Genomic DNA, 17379 nt, shown 5'->3' with positions numbered 1-17379 from the left:
GACCTGCCCCCCAAAAGCTGCGACGGCACCTGAAATAGCAGACATCCATTGCCTGCGGTTCAGAGCGCTGCCTTTGCATGGTCGTGCGTACACAAAATGCAGCGTATCGGCTGCTTTTAATTGCGCTTCACTAGACTCATTACTTGTTACGTGCGCCGCAGCCGCTTATCTTTAAGGTATAGTTATTTAAGGGTGAGATTTGTCAGATCTATTTGATGACGTAAGAGAATTAGATGTCAAATTCGCGGCATCCCCGCGTGTCTTGGGTTCTATACATGGTGCAAGTGTGGTGGCTCGAGGGACGGCCTCTGAAGTTCAACGACTCAAGATCAGAGCTTTCAAGCAGCGGTCATTGCTCGGCGTCCTTGGAACAAGTGAGGACGGCGCTGACTTTTTGTTCCTGCCTCGAAAAACTACCGCCAGCCTACCCTCTGATAACGTGTTCCTCTGTCCAACAGCTACTGATGTGGACACCTTTTCGAAGCGAGACATTTTTTCCGAACCACGGATGTTGTCCCCTAAGCCGCTCGATCCCAAGACAGATCAGAACGCTATTTCCGAACTCAAAACGAGAATTTCTGAAAGTTGGAAAGATGGCCTTTCCTTGGATGAGGAAAAGGTCGAGGACGGAAAAGTAACGCGTTCAGGATTCAGGCCTCCTCAGGTCGGCGCTTTGCATGCACTCAAGGCCCATTGGACTGTATCAAGCAAAGTAGCGACAGTGGTAATGCCTACGGGAACTGGCAAAACTGAAACCATGATCGCCGCTATGTATATGGAACAAGCAAAATGCGTTCTCGTCGTCGTTCCAAGCGATGCTCTTAGATCTCAGATAGGGCAAGAGTTTTCGAATTTGGGAATGTTGCCAACAGCGAACCTGATCGGTGAGGCAGCGCAGAAGCCAATCGTAACGCTCTTACGCAAGCGCCCCAAAACAATAGACGAAGCGGCTGCAATATTCAGAATGTCGAACGTTGTTGTCACCACGATGAGCATTGCTGCCGGTGTATCTCCCGAAATTCGGAAGACTATGGCTTCGTTCACCTCACACTTGTTCATTGATGAGGCTCACCACGTTGCGGCCAAGACATGGCGTGAGTTTCGCCAGAATTTCGATGAGGTGAAAACTGTACAATTTACCGCCACCCCCTTTCGCAATGATGGAATGCGCGTAGATGGCAAGTTCGTCTTCGTTTACCCACTGACCTTGGCCCAAAACCAAGGGTATTTCCGGAAGATAAATTTCGAGCCTATCGAAGGCCTTGATAGGACTGAAATCGATGATCGGATAATCGATAAGATAGGCGAATGCTTGAATCGTGACGAAGAACAAGGATTCCGTCATTTGGCCATGGCTCGCGGAAGTAAAAGGGCACGGGCCGAAGAACTGTTTCAGAGGTATCGACGTAAGCTACCCCAATATAACCCAGTGCTACTTCACAGCGGTCTCAGCGATGGCGAGCAATCAGAAGCGCTAAAAGGACTTCGCCAAGGTACGCACCGGATAGTTGTTTGTGTCGATATGCTTGGCGAAGGTTTTGACCTTCCTGAACTCAAAATTGCCGGTCTGCATGATCCAAAGAAGTCTGAGGCGGTCACACTTCAGTTCGTTGGGCGGTTTATCCGCAGTCGTGACGATTTGGGGCATGCTACAGTGGTCGCCGCAGTAACTAAGAACGACGCAACCCCCTTAGCGAGTTTGTTTGCTGAAGACGCGGACTGGAACAAGTTGATAAATCTAATCGGGACGCGCGCGACGGAACGTGCGGTACGTCGAGAAGAAGTATTTGAAGGTTTTGAAGGAATCGATGCGGATGTGCCGCTTGAAACACTGCGACCCACATTGGGTACCGTCGTTTACAAGACCTCTGATAGACCTTGGGACCCGGTGAACGGGATCGAAGATTTTGATCGTCGTCACAACATTGTAGATGGCCCTCATATCAACCATCATGATGCACTTGCTATCTTTATTACTGCTCGAAATGACCAACCAAAATGGAGCCGTTTCAAAGGAATTTTCGATACGGTCTATGACCTGTACCTCGCCCACTGGGATCAAGATGCTCAACTGCTGTTCATTTCTGCAACCAGCGATGACAGGCTCGATGATCTGGCAAAAAATCTTTGTGGCGATGATGCTGAGCGAGTGAGGGGGGAGATTGTGTTCCGTGCACTCAATCCGCTCAGACGCCCCGTCTTAAATACACTCGGGTTAAGTGAAACTCGTCGTCGAAAAATACGTTATTCTCAGTATCAAGGTAGCGATATAGCTGATGAACTGCGAACCCAATCAGGTAACCGAACGCGCAGCAAAACGAACCTAATGGTCGTCGGTTTTAGCGATGACGGAAAAGTCTCGCTTGGATGTTCAAGGAAGGGAAAAATTTGGACGCAAGAGAGGACGAATGACTTTGGCCGCTGGATGGACTGGTGCCATGGGTTGGGGGCGTCCCTCACTGATGAAACAATTTCCACTAGCGGAATTATTGAAAGGCTTATTCAGCCTGAACTTGTCACCGAAATTCCGAACAAACCAGTCGTCGGAATCGACTGGTACGAAAGCATGTCTGTTATTGATGAGGACAGTTGGAACTTTACAATAAAGGGGCAGCAGGCAAGCATTTACAATTGCGAGTTGGAACTCACGACACATGAGACCCATAACGGAATTTTCTTCGCCCTAAACGCTGGCGAAGAGGTTGCCAAATTCAAGATGACAATTAATGAATCCGGTGTCGCCTTTGAGTGTCTTGACCCACAATCATCACTTGCGGAGAAGAACACAGCTCCAGTTGTTATAGAGCGCTGGTTTCACGAATACCCCCCGACTCTTTTCTTTGCTGATGGCGACTCTCTTGTCGCAGATGAGTTTTTTGCTCTGCCGGATTCTGAAGTTCCCTATTTTCCTGAAGATCACTTTGAAATTTGGAACTGGGACCAAACCAATATTCGTGTGGAGTCGTTAGGGGTAGGTCAACGGCAAGACAGCGTGCAGGCGCGGGTTGTGGAAGAAATTAGCTCAAGCACTGGTTGCCACATTATTTTTGATGATGATGGGGCTGGAGAAATCGCCGACGTAGTTGCCTTCGAGCTTGACGGGGATCACGCCACTGTCCGTTTCTATCATTGTAAATATTCAAGTTCGAGCAATCCGGGGGCGAGAGTCGCCGACTTGTACGAGGTTTGTGGGCAGGCGCAGAGATCTGTCCGCCGCTGTGAAAGACCACAACGCATTCTTGACCGCATGCTCAAACGCGAAGCAGGCCGAATTCGAAATGGAGGCCCGAGTCGTTTTCTGAAAGGAAGCGTGGATGACTTGAGGCAGCTAATCTCAAGAAGACATCAACTGGACTATCAGTTCGAGATTTACGTTGTCCAGCCGGGCTACTCATTTGCCGAACGGAACAGCACTCACTCTCAGGTTCTTGCGTCAACAGAGTCATTTGTCATTGATACCTATGCCCGGAAATTCAGAGTCATCTGCAACGCGTAATATTTCGCAGCGACCAAGGTCCGCTTTCCCGCCAACGTTCTGGTAGCGCTGGATCGCGGCGAATTCACACTTTCCGCCCTTCGTGCTAATACTGATCTGGTCGCGTTCTGCTTTACGCGCTTGCAGCGAAAGGCAACAAGTTCCCTCTGCCGTTTTTGTCAATCAACTTGGCCTCTGACGAAATCCCTGACGGCCTCACCTGCTCGGCTGCGCGTGTCGCAGATGAGAACGGCCCTGCGGTCCGTCGCACATGCGGCCATGCGGCCTTACCGCGGCGTTGGCTCATGGGTCTCGGTTTGCCCGTCTCGCGAGCACGGCGGCGCTCGGCCACGCCTGCGGACTTCGCTTTGGTCTGTTTTGCCGAGGCAAAACGATCCCGATGCTGCGTCCGCCTGCGTGTCCGGCCCCACCGCTTGCCTGCTCGTGTCGGGTAAACCTGGCGTCAAAACACACACACATGAGTATGGAAGCATATCCTCCGGATGGCCCCCAAATCAGCCCGCCTCAAGGATCGCAAAACTTTTCGGCAAGAGTGGGTGTGTGGGGGGAGGTCCGTCGCGCCCGCGAGGGTGCGCCTTTTGCCGTCGTCGTGCTTTGAAAACTTTTGCGCCCAGCAAGCTGGCGGCTGCGCCGTCCCTGACCCGAACAGATCCGGTGAACCAGAAATCGGCCATGCCCCCACACGCATGTGGTGGTCATCAAACTCAAACATTGGAGATGAACACATGGCCTACGATCAAGCGACAACATACGAGACAATCGAACTCTTCGGCCTGACGGAGAAAGACGCACACCTGCCAATTCCTCAGGACGATATCCTGAAAGACAGCATCATCCGCGAAGCATTTGAGACCCTGCTCGGGCAATTGCGGAATACTGGACTTGAAGGAGAGATCGAACCTCTCGCGCACGGGTTTGCAACAATTCTGCAGCGCCGCAAGGTGGCCCTCGGCAAGGAAGTCGACCGTACAGCCGACAAGATCGGCGCATTGGCAAAATGTCACGACGGATCAGAAATCGCCGAGACCGCACTGGAAGAGGCGCAAGCGCGCTTCGTGCACTTGCGCGAGATCGTGGACGCCATCGAGACGATGGGGGAGGCGGCAGCGGAATGCTACGAGGTCGAGACCGGCAATGCCTTCATTCCGGCAGCGGGATCGCGCGCCAGCGTTCGGGCGCAAGAGACGGGAGCCGTCTTCGAGGCCAAGCAACTTCTGGAGCAGCATGATCGAGAGACTGCCGCCAAGTCGAAAGTCGAAGGCGTCCCGCTGATCGTCTCGGGCGCGACGGACTGGACCGACATCGACGTCATCTTCCGAACACTCGATAAGGTTCGGGACCGCATCAAACAAAACCGCAATCAGGATATCTTCATCTGCCACAAAGGGGGCAAGCATGGGGCTGAAATGATCGCGGCGCGGTGGGCACGCGCGCGGGGCATTAACCAAGCGCGCTTTGATCCGCGCTGGTCCGCACATGGACGCGCAGCACCCTTCAAGTGCAACGACGAGATGCTGGACGATAAGTTCGCCGCAACTGGAGTTGTCCTCTTCGGCGGCAACGGGGTCGCACTGAACCTCGGCCAGAAAGCCGAAGCGAAAGGACTGACGGTGATGCGGGTCGCGGATCCAGCGAAGACACCAGACGAGGCATAACTTAGCGAGGGTCACCTTCGGGTGGCCCTTTCTTCGTTCTCAAAAGCATGGGTCCAAGTTCAGATTCACGTTGATGGTCTGCAGCAAGGGTTCATTTAGGTCATGACGGTGGCCATCCGAATTTCCCGTTTCCGGAATGGCAGAGCGGTATCTCAATGTTATTGCTGTCTATTGTGTCTGCGAGACAAATGACTTTTGTTGTGCAGCATAACACGCGCGCAGGTTTTACATTCGATGCCCTTTTCTCCAGAACGCACCAAAGAGATTCAATCGCGCATTGATGCGCGACTGCAGTCTGGTCAGGCGAACGATTGGGAAGTGTCGTTTCTAACAAACATGGCTGCGAAATTTCAGAAGTATGGAGCCGACACACGTCTGAGTAAGGCCCAATATGCCAGTCTGCATAAAGTCCTGAAGTTGGTACGTGAGCCATCATCTCGGACTTCAGCGCAGACCGACGAACGCGCTCCGCGCCCGACTCCAAAGCGCCGCACCAAGTCTTACCAACCAAAGTCCAGACCGATGTCTGTCACCAGCGCAATCACTGCACCTCGGCGGGCGGTCCGTAGGGCCCAGCGGCAAATCATGGTGCCGCTTGTTATTGTCGTCGCGTTCGTTGCTTTGATTGGATCGTTCTTCGATTCAACATCATCGCAATCCACATCTAACGGCTCACCAGCGACGTCCGCGCCGCAATCGGCAAGCTCCGCTTACGTCTATGTGACGGGCACACGGGTCAATCAACGGGACGGGCCGTCCACGTTCGATCCGGTCATGGGCGTGCTGGTTGAAGGCACGCGTGTCCAACTGCTTCGTGACCAAGGACAATGGGCGCAAATCCGGTCCGACCTAGGAACCGGCTGGATGTCCTCCAGCTTCCTGTCTTCAAATGGGCCGCCCGCGATGCAACCCACACCACCGGATCGGACCCTCCGTACCAGCGATGTGCGGATCATCGACGGTGACACCGTCGACATTCGCGGGCTGCCGGCGAACGTGCGACTTGTCGGATTCAATGCCCCAGAGACATGGCGGCCGTCCTGCACTGCGGAGCGCCAGGTCGGGGAACGTGCAACGGCACGTTTGAGCCAGCTGGTGCGGAATGCGGTATCGATAGAATTTGAACGCGTGGCATGTTCGTGCAGGCCTGGTACCGAAGGCACGGATCGTTGCAACTTCGGACGTCTATGTGGATCGCTGATCGTCGACGGTCAGGATGTTGGACGCACTCTGATTGGGGAAGGACTGGCCGTGCCATACCGGTGCGGCCGGACCAGCTGTCCTCCGCGTCCTCAAGCTTGGTGCGGATAACATCAGAACCATCTCAACACCGAGAAATTGATCTTCGTCCGAGGCTGAACAACCGCGCTACCTTTCGATGCGCGTGACAGACCAAACCCCAACACGTTGCATCAGAGCGCACCCGACCTTCACCTCCATGGAGATCAACAAGAACCGTGGCGACTGCGATGTGGGGGCATACATTTTGGTCTCTTCTTTTTGCTCATTGATGTGGATCGCACGGGGTCGGACCGGCCGTTCCCTACGCTGCGCTCCGGCAAGCACAAATACGGCTTCCACGCCTTTGGCGCGGACCCTCCGCATTTGCGCTTGCGACCGGTCCTTAGCCCCCGTGCTTTTTGATCCTCATCGCAAAAAGGAGAGACTAAAATGACCAACCACTACGTCGCAACAGTTCCCGTCAAATACACCGATGGCGAAGGCGTCGAGCGCACCCGTTTCCAACGCGTCGGAGCCATGTTCCGCAACACCCGGGGCGCGGATGGCTCGGAGTTCTTCAGCCTCAAGCTCGACTTTCCCGTCGGCGTCCAAGAGCTGGTGATGTTCCCACCAAGCTCAAAGGAACCCCAAGAGTAAATCCTCCCCATGGATGGGCCGCCGTGAGGCGGCCCTATCTCTGTCCCAGAGATCGCTGCGCGGTCCGCTGAGACCCCTGCCTTCGGCAGCGGTCACGGTTGCCAATGACAGGACTGCGGAGCAGTCCTGATGGTTTCTGCTGAGGTTGAAGAAGCGCTGCGACAGAGCCGCCAGCCAGCCTCAAGGGGGCCATCCCCAAAAACCTTTCGGCGCTGCCTTCAGGTTTTTACGGCGGAGAATTGGCAAGCAATTCTGACCTCCCTTGACCCTGTCTGTCAGCCCTGTCGGTGAGGGTGAGCGCCGCCCCTCGCTTCCGTCCGAACACATGCGTGTTCGGTCTGAATCTCTGATGCGGGCGCGAGGAAGGCCGGTTGGATTAAAGAACGGCTTTCCAATTGAAGCCGTGACTGTTCGAGTTGCCCTGCGCCTAGGTCGTGGGGACGTCTTCGATGTATCTTTGGGACCGCTGTGCAAACTCCAATGGATCACGCGTATGTCGAATGGCGCATATACTGCGTGGAGTGGAACCCAAAGCTAAGTGAGAACGGTAGGACGTTGGCAGGATATGCCAACTGTTTGCACATTTGGTCTAGGGGTCTGAGAAGTGAAGGCGAAGCGCAAGAACCTAAAGCTTGAACAACGCATTGATTTGGCGCGGCGCTACCGCGCCGGTGAACCGGCAGTGGCCTTGGCGCAGGTGTTTGGCGTGACGCAGCGCCATGTGGCGCGGGTGGCCAAAGAGCAGACGGGCGAAGGCCTGTCGGTGCGAGATCCGTCAGAGACGGTAGCGTTCCGCGCAACCCAATCCGAGCTTGCTGCCTTTGATGCAGAGTGGCGCGCGCGTGGCTTTGCCAATCGTTCTCAAGCCCTGAACGCGGTGCTGCGAGGACGTTGCGGATTTCTCGATCTGGGGCAGGGTGAGTTGGCGGCGTTCGCAATGTCTTGGCGGCAAGCCAAGGACCTGTCGGACGATCTTCGGGCGCTGTCGAAAGCCGTGGTTCTCGGAAAGCTGTCCCTATCTGATCAGGACCGCGACCTGCTCATAAACCTCGTCGATCTGACCCGCGGGTTGAGCCGAGAAATGGGAAGAATGAAAGATGCCGCGCGCGTGCGCGGCGGCAAGGGTTGGGATGCGATTGAGGGGGCAGCGCGCGATGCGTAACACGGCAGCCCTCTATGAAGCCGTCATGGGCAAGCTCTGGGAAAATGAGCAGATCAGGGGCAAAGCCAACGCCCGGATCGAGGCGCGCATGGCGGGTCGGCGTCAGGGTCGCAGCTATGCCAATTCAGGCCGCGCCTCGCTGCGCAATGTGGCCAAGGCGGCATCGGGCCAGAGCCGGGCCGCGATCTTCAAACGTATCCGATCGGGTGGCTGCAAGACGCGCGTATCACTCGGCAACCAGCTTTCCTATGTGAATGACAAAGCAGTGTTTACCTATTCCAGTATGACCAATGCATTGACCTCAGATGCGGTGCTGAATGAAGAGCAAAAGTCAGGCATCATTGAGGACTGGGCAGAGACCTGGCGTGGGTCTACCAAGCTTGGCTTCACTTCTCATATGCTGCTGTCGTTTCCAACAGATGTTACTGTCGATCAGGTGCGCGACATTACCATGGAATGGGCCGAGCATTTCTTTGACAGCGGCGAATATGGCGATCAATGGGACTATGTCTTGGCGGTCCATGACGACCGCGCCCACAAACACGCGCATATCCTTTTGAACAACCGCGGTGTTGATCAAGGCACTTGGTTTTCCTGCTGGGCCGAAGGGGTGATGTCACCACAGTTGATGCGCGAGAAGCAGGCGGAGATTGCTGAGAAGCACGGCATCATGCTGGACGCGACCTCGCGGATAGAGCGCGGCATTTATGCCAAACCTGCGGGCATGGAAGAGATTTATGCGGCCAAAGCTGAAGCGCGCCGCCCGCAAGAGATAGCGCTCACCGAACAAGAACGTGCGATGGCCGAGGCGCAGGTGACAGCGTTCGCCAAAGACTACACATCGATGGCTGATTTTTTAGACCGGATGGACCAGCGCGCCATCGGCAGTGCGGTGCGCGGCATGGCCGACGCCATGGGACGCGGTGAGCCGTGGCACGGGCCAGACAATACAGGACAGCAAGGAGAGATCGACATGAAGGACATCACAACCGTGGGTCAGGCCACGGAGTATGCGGAACGCGCGATCGAGGCCATCGGGCTGAAGATCGAAGAGTTGGATGCCAGGGAGCGCGCAGCGTTTGAGGTCAAAACTGCGCCGGTCCTCAAAGAGCTGTCACGGATGGTGCCAGACCCAGAATTGCAAAGCAGGTTCAACAAGGTGCTGCTGGAACCCTATCCGCCGGGGGCAGGGGACGCCGCTTTTGTGGCCGAGCTGACATCGGGCAATGACGACGCGCTTACCCAATTGGTCTCTTCCGCGAACGAGCATGGGCTTGATACCGATGACATTCTTGGGCGCTTTGAGGCGGGCGGTACCAAGAACTACGGCTTGGCGCAGAACTGGGTTGAGCGTGACATGAATGCGGTCCTGGCTCAAGACGGGCTGAATGTTGATACCGCAACAGAGCCACAACGGATCGCAGCCCTTGAGGTGGTGGATACCTTTATGGATGGCATGGGAGATCGGATGCGAGAACTGTCAGGCGATATGTCAGCCGAGCAAGGGTTGCGCCGAGATGATCCGGGTGAAGCGTCCGAACTGTCTGTCATTGATGCCCAAGACATTGCCGAACACCCGGAGGCGCTTCAAAGCCTCGCAGATATACTAAAACACGGTCGCCTCAACGAAGAGCAAGAGGCGATGATCAATGCCGATCTGAAGGTCGTGCTGACGGCAGCCCTCGGCGAGCGCGGCATGGCGGCACTACGTGACGGCAACTACGCGGTGCTTGAGGACACATTGCCCAGTAAGTTCGACCAGATCACCGTCGCACAGGAATACCTTGAGATGATGCGCGAAGAAACGGGTGACATGATCTTTACCGAGCGCGCTGCATCGCTGCAGCAAGACAAGTCGGTCGAGATGGCGAAAATGATCCAAGCGTCACAAGAGCAAGACATGTCGAAGGCCCGCGAACAGGGCCGCGATCTTGATGACGAGATGGGTCTCTAGGGGGAGGGTGAGAATATGCAGAAGTCACTTCCTCTCTGGGCCGCGGTTCCCATTGGCGCGATCTGTGGCGCGGTGATTGGCACGATCATTGCCAGCTTCTATCTCACGCTGGCGCTTAAGGTCGGGTTTGCCAATTTTGATATGCTGGCCGTTTGGAAAGCGGGGGATGCCACGCGTCTGGCGCATCCCGAGGCCTTCAAAGTGGCCTTTGGGGCGATAGGATTTGGTATCATCGGGCTTGGTGTTCTGGCGTTTGCCTGGACCTTCCAGCGCGAGCGTAGCGAGTATGGCACAGCCCATTGGCAGAGCAAAGCCGAGCTGAAGAAGAACGATATGCTGCAAGATGCGGGTCGCGGCTTTGTCTGCGGCAAGATCGGCAAGCCAAATTCCAAAGGCCCGTTTATATCGTCGACGGTGATCCCGCATGTGATGATGGTGGCGCCGACCCGCGCGGGTAAAGGCGTCGGCTTCGTGATCCCAAACCTTTTGGGTTTTGCCGGATCTGTGGTGGTGCTTGATGTCAAGGGCGAGAACTTTGACAAGACGTCCAGACTTCGCGCGCTCAATGGCGATGAGGTTTACCGGTTCAGCCCGTTTGACTGGTCCAACGCCACCCATTGCTACAACCCTCTGACACGTATCGCCAAAGCCCCGAGCTTTGCGCAGCGCTTCACCGAAGTGAGCATTTTGGCGGATCTGTTTCTGGATAAGGACAACAAGACGCTCGATACTTTCTCGGAGGCGGGTAAATCGATCTTTGTGGCGGCCTGCCTGCTGGCGATTCAACGCGGTAGGGCCACTTTGGGCGAGGTCAATCGCATCGTTGCCGGAGGGGATTACAAAAACGCGCAATACAAGGCATACGCCGAAGAAGCGGAAGAACCCGTGGTGCGCGAGCTTTGGACCAATGCGGCCAGTGCCTCGAGCCGTTTGCTGACCAGCAACATCCAGGCCCTGATGACGGCGGGACTAAAGCAGTGGGATAATCCGGCGGTGAGGGCTGCAACGCGGCGCAGCGATATCGACTTTTCGATATTCCGCAAGAAACCGCAATCGCTCTACATCGTGGTCTCGGAAGATCACATTGCAACACTGGCCCCGTTGTTGCGCTTGCTGTTCGCCGATCTCATTGCCAGCCTGCGCTTGAACGAGCCGGGAGAAGATGAGCCCTGGCCCGTGATGATCATGATAGATGAATTCCAACAGATGGGCGCGATGCCCTATCTGGAAAGGGCGATCCATTCTCTGGCCAGCTATGGCGGCCGCGTGGCGATGATTGCGCAGTCGCTGGCGTCACTGGATCGGATTTACGGTCCTGAGGGCCGTGAAAGTCTGGAAAATGGCGCGGGTCTGAAACTTTACATCACACCGAGGGACCAGCGCACAGTGCGCGAAGTTTCTGCCGCGGTCGGCAGCACAACACGTGAGGCAGTCACGCGTATGTATGGCCGTAACAAAGGGGTGTTGGGTGCGACTTCGACATCAACACGTCTCGAAGAACGCCCGCTTCTCTCTGAGACGGAAGCGCGGCTGATGGACCCGGATGAGGTGATTATTCTGGCCTCGCCTCAGCATCCGATCAAAGCGCAGCGGATCAAGTATTACGATGATCCTTTGTTCAAGGAATTGGTCGAAAAGCAGGAAGGGGGGGCGTTTCCGTATCCGCCGAACGTCGAAGGCGTGGGGCCGTGGGAAGAGGTCGAGCCTAAGCAGGGTAAAAACGATGCCGCAGGTGAGACCTCAGAGCAGGCAAAGCCTGCCAGTCCGCCCGAGGATCGCAACGCCCTAAGGGAGGCACGTGCGATGATGATGGGTCAAGATGCGTCAGGCGAAACCGAAGACTTGCACCCTACGCCAGATCCTGACGACCCCCTCCCGCCAGAGTGGGAAGATGTTTTGCTCGAACAGAGCGATTTTCTAGATGCGCTGATGGAAGAGCAGGGTCTGGGGGATTAGCGCGTTCACCAGTGCGCGAGACATAATAAAGGCGGCATCCGGGAGGAGGTGGATGCCGCCTGTTACTGTCGATCAGTTCTGGGAGGAGGTAGAACCAATCTCTGTTACAGAAGGTAGGGGTTATGCTGCGGCTGCACAATAGGCGGGCTATGCAAATATTGCAGCGCAGCATTGCATTGGGCAGTTTTGGGACCAGCGTTGGTGTTAGGGCTACAACTCTAGCGTATTTCCTTGGGTTCACTCTGAGGCCAGATATATGCCATTCGGCATCACGCAACCCCCGACTTCCCGATCAAAGCTGCACCGCCCGTTCAGATGGCAGGTCAGGGTTTGGCCAGAAACTAATCCCTGCATCATCGCCCTAACCTTTTACCTTTCTCGGGTATCGCGCTCAGCGCAGTTTGAGAACCCGGGCCTGATTGCGACGCGGTTGACCTATATTGTGTCGCCGTCTCGCACACAGGTAAGGGGAACGACTTCTGTTTACATGGCGGTTTCTCGCAGTCTTTTCATGGTTTTTGTCGAGCCACGGTCATGACACGCGAATACTGCTTGATCCACTTGGCCTTGTCAGGGCTGAGCCATGTGATCAACTCCATGATTTGGCTGTATTCTTTTGTGATGTTGCGATGCAAAATTGGTTCATGATGGAATACGCGGTTGCGAAACTCTCGAACGGCGTCGCACCGAACATATAGCGCATTGTATGTGACGGCGGGCGGTAGATCTACAAATGAGGCATGAAGGTTCGCCCAAAAAACGGGCTCGTGCCGCGCAAGCAACATGTTTACCCAAAATCCAAAATTGAGCTCTGCGGTCATGCCGCCCGATGTAACAGCTCCTTTCTTGCGGAGTTTGTCGCGCGCTGTTTTGACAATGCGTTTGCCGTTCCCGATCTGTGTGAGAAATGCCGCATCGTCCCACCAAGTGGGGCCGTACAGAGCGACTAACCGTGAGGATATGATGTTACGCAGGCAAACTTCTGATGCGCTTAGCACAGGGAAAAAAGCTTCGCTGATCAAGATGTTCCAGCCATACAGATCCAGCGCACGTTGTGTATCATAGCCTGCGGCTTTGAGGTATTTGGTTAGCCGCTCCTGAGAAATTATATTTGATACCAACGCGTTAATGCTCCGTTCGGTCCCTAATCGGTCTAGACCGTTTCTCTTGACAACAGCGCGAATTTCACCATATATGGGGCCAATCGAAGACAAAGTTAGGTCTTCAATTTCTTAGATGCCCGCGACAGCCGTAATAGGTCCTCGCGGGTTTTCGCTTACTAGTCATACCTTTACAGACCATGACCGACAAGGCGGCTACTTTGGGAGTGATCCCGGATTCGTACTGTTAAGGGCATAGGGGCACCTTGTAGCCCTTGAAACGCTGACAGATTGTTGGCCTATGGTTCGAACAACGCGAATCCTGGTGCGGTTAGCGCGCACCCAACAAAAAGCGCTCTATTCGTTCACCGGCAGGTAAAACTCCGTAATCCCCCGCCGCCCGTCTGAACGTCCAAGTTGAACAATTACATCAATTGACTTGCGTATATATTCGCGCACTTCGGCGAAGGTCAGGGGCGTGCCAGCTTGCAGCACCATAATCGCCAGCCGGTCAATGGCAAGCTCAGCAGTTTCCGCGTGAATCGTCGACACCGATCCACCATGACCCGTGTTGATCGCTTCAAGGTATGTGAGCGCTTCTGATCCACGTAGCTCGCCCACGGTGATGCGGTCCGGCCGCATCCGCAGACTGGCTTGCAGGAGCGCATTGGCGCTGCGTTGCGACGTGGGGCTTCTCTCGGAGAGAAGAGATACGGTGTTGGGCTGATCGGGGAAGAGTTCAAATGCATCTTCAATGGTGATCAACCGCTCGCCATGATCCACATGGGAGAGAAGGTTGCGCGCAAAGGTGGTCTTGCCCGTTGATGTGCCTCCGCTCACCAAGATGTTCAGGCGATCTTCGATCAAGGATTTCAGCGCTTGGTCGAGGTTGGCTTGGGACAAGTCAGCAACTTTGCGCATTTTCTCGCGGCGCAGCGTTTCCAGAGATACAGCTTCCCCAAACAGAAACGCAGGTTTGAACTCACGCGCGGCTTTGGGTGCAAAGAGGCGGATGGTAATCGAGGCCCCTTGCTCAATCGCGGGTGGCACGGCGATTTGAACCCGCAACGGGCGACCAGCATAATCGATTTTACCAGAAACCAGCGGGTTCTTTTCAGAGACGCGAGCCTTGGCATCGCCAACAATGCTTTGTGCGAGGTTCTGCGCGGCCTTCGCCTCAACACGTTTGCCGGCCGGGCGCATGGTCGCGTCTCCCGCCACTTCCACCCAAACCTCTCCATTTGGGTTGATTGCCAGCTCGACAATGTCATCGCGGCTTAACCATTCGCGGAACGGTTCAAAATACTGTTCAAGGTAGGATGTGGGCTGCATGTCAGTCAAAAATCACGACATCCTGATCCACGAGTACGGTCACATTTGCCCCCTGATCAACATAGATCGTCGGTGTGATGGCGATCTGCTCGGCAATGACGCTGCCCACGGCATCCTGCAGGTCCTCGCCAACGCTTTCCAGAACAACGCTGGCGGTCTCGTCGCTGGCGGCTTCTGCGGCAACAGAGGGGGCGGCGCCAATGACGGAGATCAATGCCGCTCCTCCGAAGCGTTCCATGAACTTGGTATCGACCAAGCCGGTTAGGCCAGAGCGGCCCAATTGGTCGCCACCGGCTGAGGCAATCTCCATCGAGATCCCGTCTGGTGTGAGAATGCGGGTCCAAAGAATTAAGATGCGCTTTTGATTGATGTCGATGCCGGAGCGATACTGGCCAAAAAGGCGCGAGCCGCGCGGGATCAGAACGCGCTCGCCAGAGAAAGCCAGGACCGGTTCTGAGACCACGGCCACGACATTGCCGGGCAGGTCGCTGTTGATCGCGGTTTGCAGGGCGGCCTGGACAACCGATCCTTGGGCCAGTGTTCGATCCGGGTATTCCATGCGGGCGGCCTCGTCGATTTGCAGCGGGCGTGCTGCGCGCAAGAGGTAGTCCTCGTTTTCCCCAACGCCGGCGCGAGGATCACCCGCGAGGGTCGCACCAGAACCCGGTGGCGCGTTCTGCCCGACTGTGCCCGCACCGCCCGCGAACACAACGGCGGGGGAGACGATCTGAGCGCGCAGCAATTCATCGGCCTCTTGCGCGGCGGCGCGCGCGCGGTCTTCCTCTTCAAGGCGGCGGCGTTCTTCGAGCAAGCGCTGATCTGCGATCAGGCTTGATTGGGTAAGCTCACTCTCGAGGGATTCTCGTTGCGCGCGTTCCGCGTCGAGCATGGCTTGAAGCCCTGACAATCGCGCTGCGTTCTGCCGCGCCGTAGCGGCCAGTTCCGCGTCTTTCTCAGCGATCGAGGCTTCAAGTGCGTCGGTCTGTGCGTCAAACGCCTCGCGCAGATCGCTCACTGCGGCTTGGATTTCAGAATTGCGGGCTGATTGGCTGGCGGCAAGCGCTTCGCGCAAGGCTGCTAGTTCGCGCAGGACCGTTTCATCGGGCGCCGGGGCAGGGGCCGGTTCAGCGACTTGCGGCTCTAACGCCTCCTCAACAGCGATGAGCGCATCTTCGACCCGCTGGTCCTCTTCGTCAGCCGGAAACTCCAACCGTCCGCCGTTGCCGGTTCTTTGGTCTTGGAAGCTTTCAACATCGGAGGTTTGCAGCGGGTCGGCGGCGTCCTGCAGGCTGGAGGCAAAGACATAGGCGAGCGCCGCCCCGCCCAGCCCAAGCCCGGCGGCAAGGGCACCGACACCAATACGGCTTGTTGGTTTCTTGGCGTTGCGGTTTTGAAAATTGTCCAAACGGCCCTGCAGTTCAGGTGGGTTTTGATCCGCCATCTTTAATTCCCCACGGTGAGGGCGGTTTCATCACGCTGGATGCAGATGGCCTCGTCGCCGATGCGAAGGGTCCAGAACGGATTAACCCCCAGAACCCGCACGGTGTTGCCTTGCTGGGTCCAGTTTACGGTGCGCTCGCGGCCATCGGCGTCGGCTTTGAAGAGCGCAGGTTGGCGCGCATTTTCCGGAAAGGTGAAATAGGTAAACCGGCCATCGTCATAGACACTGGAGGGCCGGAAATCGCCGGTGCCGGATGCCACATAGGCATAGTTGCGCGGGGCTTCATATCCTTTTGGGGCTGACGTGTTCGGGCGGCGATCTTCAGGATATTGAAACCGCACCTCAAAGAACATGCCGGTGCGGCCTTGGATCTGTCCTTCACGCAGATGAAACGAATAACTGTGGCGATTGGTGATCACCGTCATATTGGTTGAGGCACCGCCTACATGGGGCTTTATGGTCAGCACATTGCCAAGTTCGGGAATTGGATCGACCTGGAAACTCTCGGTGTCGCCCACGATAACCGCTTCAAACCGCTCGCCGGGGCCAAAATGGATCGTGGTGGCATGGCGCAGATCGGTTTCGATTGTGTAGACTTGGTTCTCGTTGTAGGTTGCGGTGCGAATGCGGATATCGAGTGGGCCTCCAGAGGGTGTCGCTGCTGGGTAGGCGGCACTGGCAAGACAAGCGGTGAGCGCCGCGGTTATGAGTGTCAATTTGTTCAAGGGATCAGTTCTCCAGGGTCTCTGCGTCGACCCGGTAGGAGGTCACGACAAATCCAAGCGGATTGGCCCAGACGTCTTGCAGACGCTGGCGGGTTTCAGGGCGGAATTCATAGGCAAGGGTGGCCACGTATTGACGGGTCACGGTGCGCACATCGCGCGGGCGGCGTAGCGTGCGCGAGAACCGGACTTGCGCAACACCGGCTTCAATCTGATTGACCGATTTGATGACCACCTCGATCTTCGCGTCGCGGCCATAAACGGTAATGGGGTAATCCTCATTGGCCGAGTTCCAAAGATCGCGCAGGGTGCGGGCGGCATCGAGATCAGAGCGTCCCAGCACGGAATTGATCCGGCTCTCACCGTCGGTGACATCAAAGGTCTCTCGATCATCGACATAGGCCACGAGATTGGCCTGGATGATGGCATCGCTCTCATTGAGTGACAGGGCCTCGACATGGGCGACGCGGTCCATCTCGCCGGTTTCCTTGTCGACCACAACGACAACGGTTTCGGTGGTTTTGAGTGGTAGCAGGCTGACGGCTCCGAGAAACCCCGCCAGCCCGACAATGACGCCAGCGCCTGCGATGAAATAAGCAAAGCGCTCGCGGCGGCGCGGACCAAAGATCATGTCCACTTCAAATTCATCGCGTGCTTTGCTCATCGGTGTTGTCTTTCTGGAA

At 56.1% G+C, this 17379-nt stretch carries 12 protein-coding genes; 7 read left to right on the top strand and 5 right to left on the bottom strand.

The features are described from left to right. Window positions 1–199 precede the first annotated feature (199 nt). From LOKVESSMR4R_RS19540 to LOKVESSMR4R_RS19505, 7 genes are all read left to right on the top strand, one after another. Window positions 200–3496 carry a DEAD/DEAH box helicase gene (locus LOKVESSMR4R_RS19540; RefSeq protein ID WP_157898305.1) on the top strand — a complete coding sequence of 1099 codons (3297 nt, stop codon included), beginning with the start codon at window positions 200–202 and terminating at the stop codon, window positions 3494–3496. A gap of 725 nt (window positions 3497–4221) precedes the next feature. Beyond that, a complete protein-coding gene (locus tag LOKVESSMR4R_RS19535; protein WP_087213727.1) occupies window positions 4222–5151 on the top strand; it encodes a DUF2493 domain-containing protein in 930 nt (309 codons plus the stop codon). A 234-nt stretch (window positions 5152–5385) separates the two neighbouring features. Further along, on the top strand, window positions 5386–6462 hold the full coding sequence (locus LOKVESSMR4R_RS20810; protein ID WP_087213725.1) for an SH3 domain-containing protein: 1077 nt from the start codon (window positions 5386–5388) through the stop codon (window positions 6460–6462). A 360-nt stretch (window positions 6463–6822) separates the two neighbouring features. Beyond that, window positions 6823–7029: a hypothetical protein gene (locus LOKVESSMR4R_RS19520; protein WP_087213721.1), complete on the top strand. Its 207-nt coding sequence runs from the start codon at window positions 6823–6825 to the stop codon at window positions 7027–7029. Between the two features lie 604 nt (window positions 7030–7633). Further along, window positions 7634–8191, top strand: a complete 558-nt coding sequence (locus LOKVESSMR4R_RS19515) for a hypothetical protein (protein WP_087213719.1) — start codon at window positions 7634–7636, stop codon at window positions 8189–8191. Next, entirely contained in the window at window positions 8184–10145 is a 1962-nt protein-coding gene (locus LOKVESSMR4R_RS19510) for a relaxase/mobilization nuclease domain-containing protein (RefSeq protein ID WP_087213717.1), read from the top strand. Before LOKVESSMR4R_RS19515 ends, LOKVESSMR4R_RS19510 begins: the two co-directional genes overlap by 8 nt. 15 nt (window positions 10146–10160) lie before the next feature. Continuing rightward, on the top strand, window positions 10161–12101 hold the full coding sequence (locus LOKVESSMR4R_RS19505; RefSeq protein WP_087213715.1) for a type IV secretory system conjugative DNA transfer family protein: 1941 nt from the start codon (window positions 10161–10163) through the stop codon (window positions 12099–12101). A 509-nt stretch (window positions 12102–12610) separates the two neighbouring features. Here the strand turns inward: LOKVESSMR4R_RS19505 and LOKVESSMR4R_RS19500 are convergent. From LOKVESSMR4R_RS19500 to LOKVESSMR4R_RS19480, 5 genes are all read right to left on the bottom strand, one after another. Then, on the bottom strand, window positions 12611–13315 hold the full coding sequence (locus LOKVESSMR4R_RS19500; protein WP_087213713.1) for a hypothetical protein: 705 nt from the start codon (window positions 13313–13315) through the stop codon (window positions 12611–12613). Between the two features lie 243 nt (window positions 13316–13558). Then, window positions 13559–14533, bottom strand: coding sequence for an ATPase, T2SS/T4P/T4SS family (locus LOKVESSMR4R_RS19495; protein WP_087213711.1), 975 nt, complete (start codon window positions 14531–14533; stop codon window positions 13559–13561). Between the two features lies 1 nt (window position 14534). Next, window positions 14535–15974, bottom strand: coding sequence for a TrbI/VirB10 family protein (locus tag LOKVESSMR4R_RS19490; protein WP_087213709.1), 1440 nt, complete (start codon window positions 15972–15974; stop codon window positions 14535–14537). 2 nt (window positions 15975–15976) lie between these two features. Next, window positions 15977–16681, bottom strand: a complete 705-nt coding sequence (locus LOKVESSMR4R_RS19485) for a TrbG/VirB9 family P-type conjugative transfer protein (protein ID WP_420645923.1) — start codon at window positions 16679–16681, stop codon at window positions 15977–15979. Window positions 16682–16703: 22 nt separating this feature from the next. After that, entirely contained in the window at window positions 16704–17360 is a 657-nt protein-coding gene (locus LOKVESSMR4R_RS19480) for a virB8 family protein (protein ID WP_087213707.1), read from the bottom strand. Between the last annotated feature and the right edge of the window lie 19 nt (window positions 17361–17379).

Source organism: Yoonia vestfoldensis (assembly GCF_002158905.1).
GTDB lineage: Bacteria > Pseudomonadota > Alphaproteobacteria > Rhodobacterales > Rhodobacteraceae > Yoonia > Yoonia vestfoldensis_B.
Note: the sequence above shows the minus strand (reverse complement) of the source record. Positions and strands in the feature narration are given on the sequence as shown.

What these genes read in the sequence shown, in the direction of transcription:
- LOKVESSMR4R_RS19490 (WP_087213709.1), bottom strand. Translation starts at nt 15,974, where the DNA reads ATGGCGGATCAAAACCCACCTGAACTGCAGGGCCGTTTGGACAATTTT.
- LOKVESSMR4R_RS19505 (WP_087213715.1), top strand. Translation starts at nt 10,161, where the DNA reads ATGCAGAAGTCACTTCCTCTCTGGGCCGCGGTTCCCATTGGCGCGATC.
- LOKVESSMR4R_RS19520 (WP_087213721.1), top strand. Translation starts at nt 6,823, where the DNA reads ATGACCAACCACTACGTCGCAACAGTTCCCGTCAAATACACCGATGGC.
- LOKVESSMR4R_RS19495 (WP_087213711.1), bottom strand. Translation starts at nt 14,533, where the DNA reads ATGCAGCCCACATCCTACCTTGAACAGTATTTTGAACCGTTCCGCGAA.
- LOKVESSMR4R_RS19480 (WP_087213707.1), bottom strand. Translation starts at nt 17,360, where the DNA reads ATGAGCAAAGCACGCGATGAATTTGAAGTGGACATGATCTTTGGTCCG.
- LOKVESSMR4R_RS19510 (WP_087213717.1), top strand. Translation starts at nt 8,184, where the DNA reads ATGCGTAACACGGCAGCCCTCTATGAAGCCGTCATGGGCAAGCTCTGG.
- LOKVESSMR4R_RS19535 (WP_087213727.1), top strand. Translation starts at nt 4,222, where the DNA reads ATGGCCTACGATCAAGCGACAACATACGAGACAATCGAACTCTTCGGC.
- LOKVESSMR4R_RS20810 (WP_087213725.1), top strand. Translation starts at nt 5,386, where the DNA reads ATGCCCTTTTCTCCAGAACGCACCAAAGAGATTCAATCGCGCATTGAT.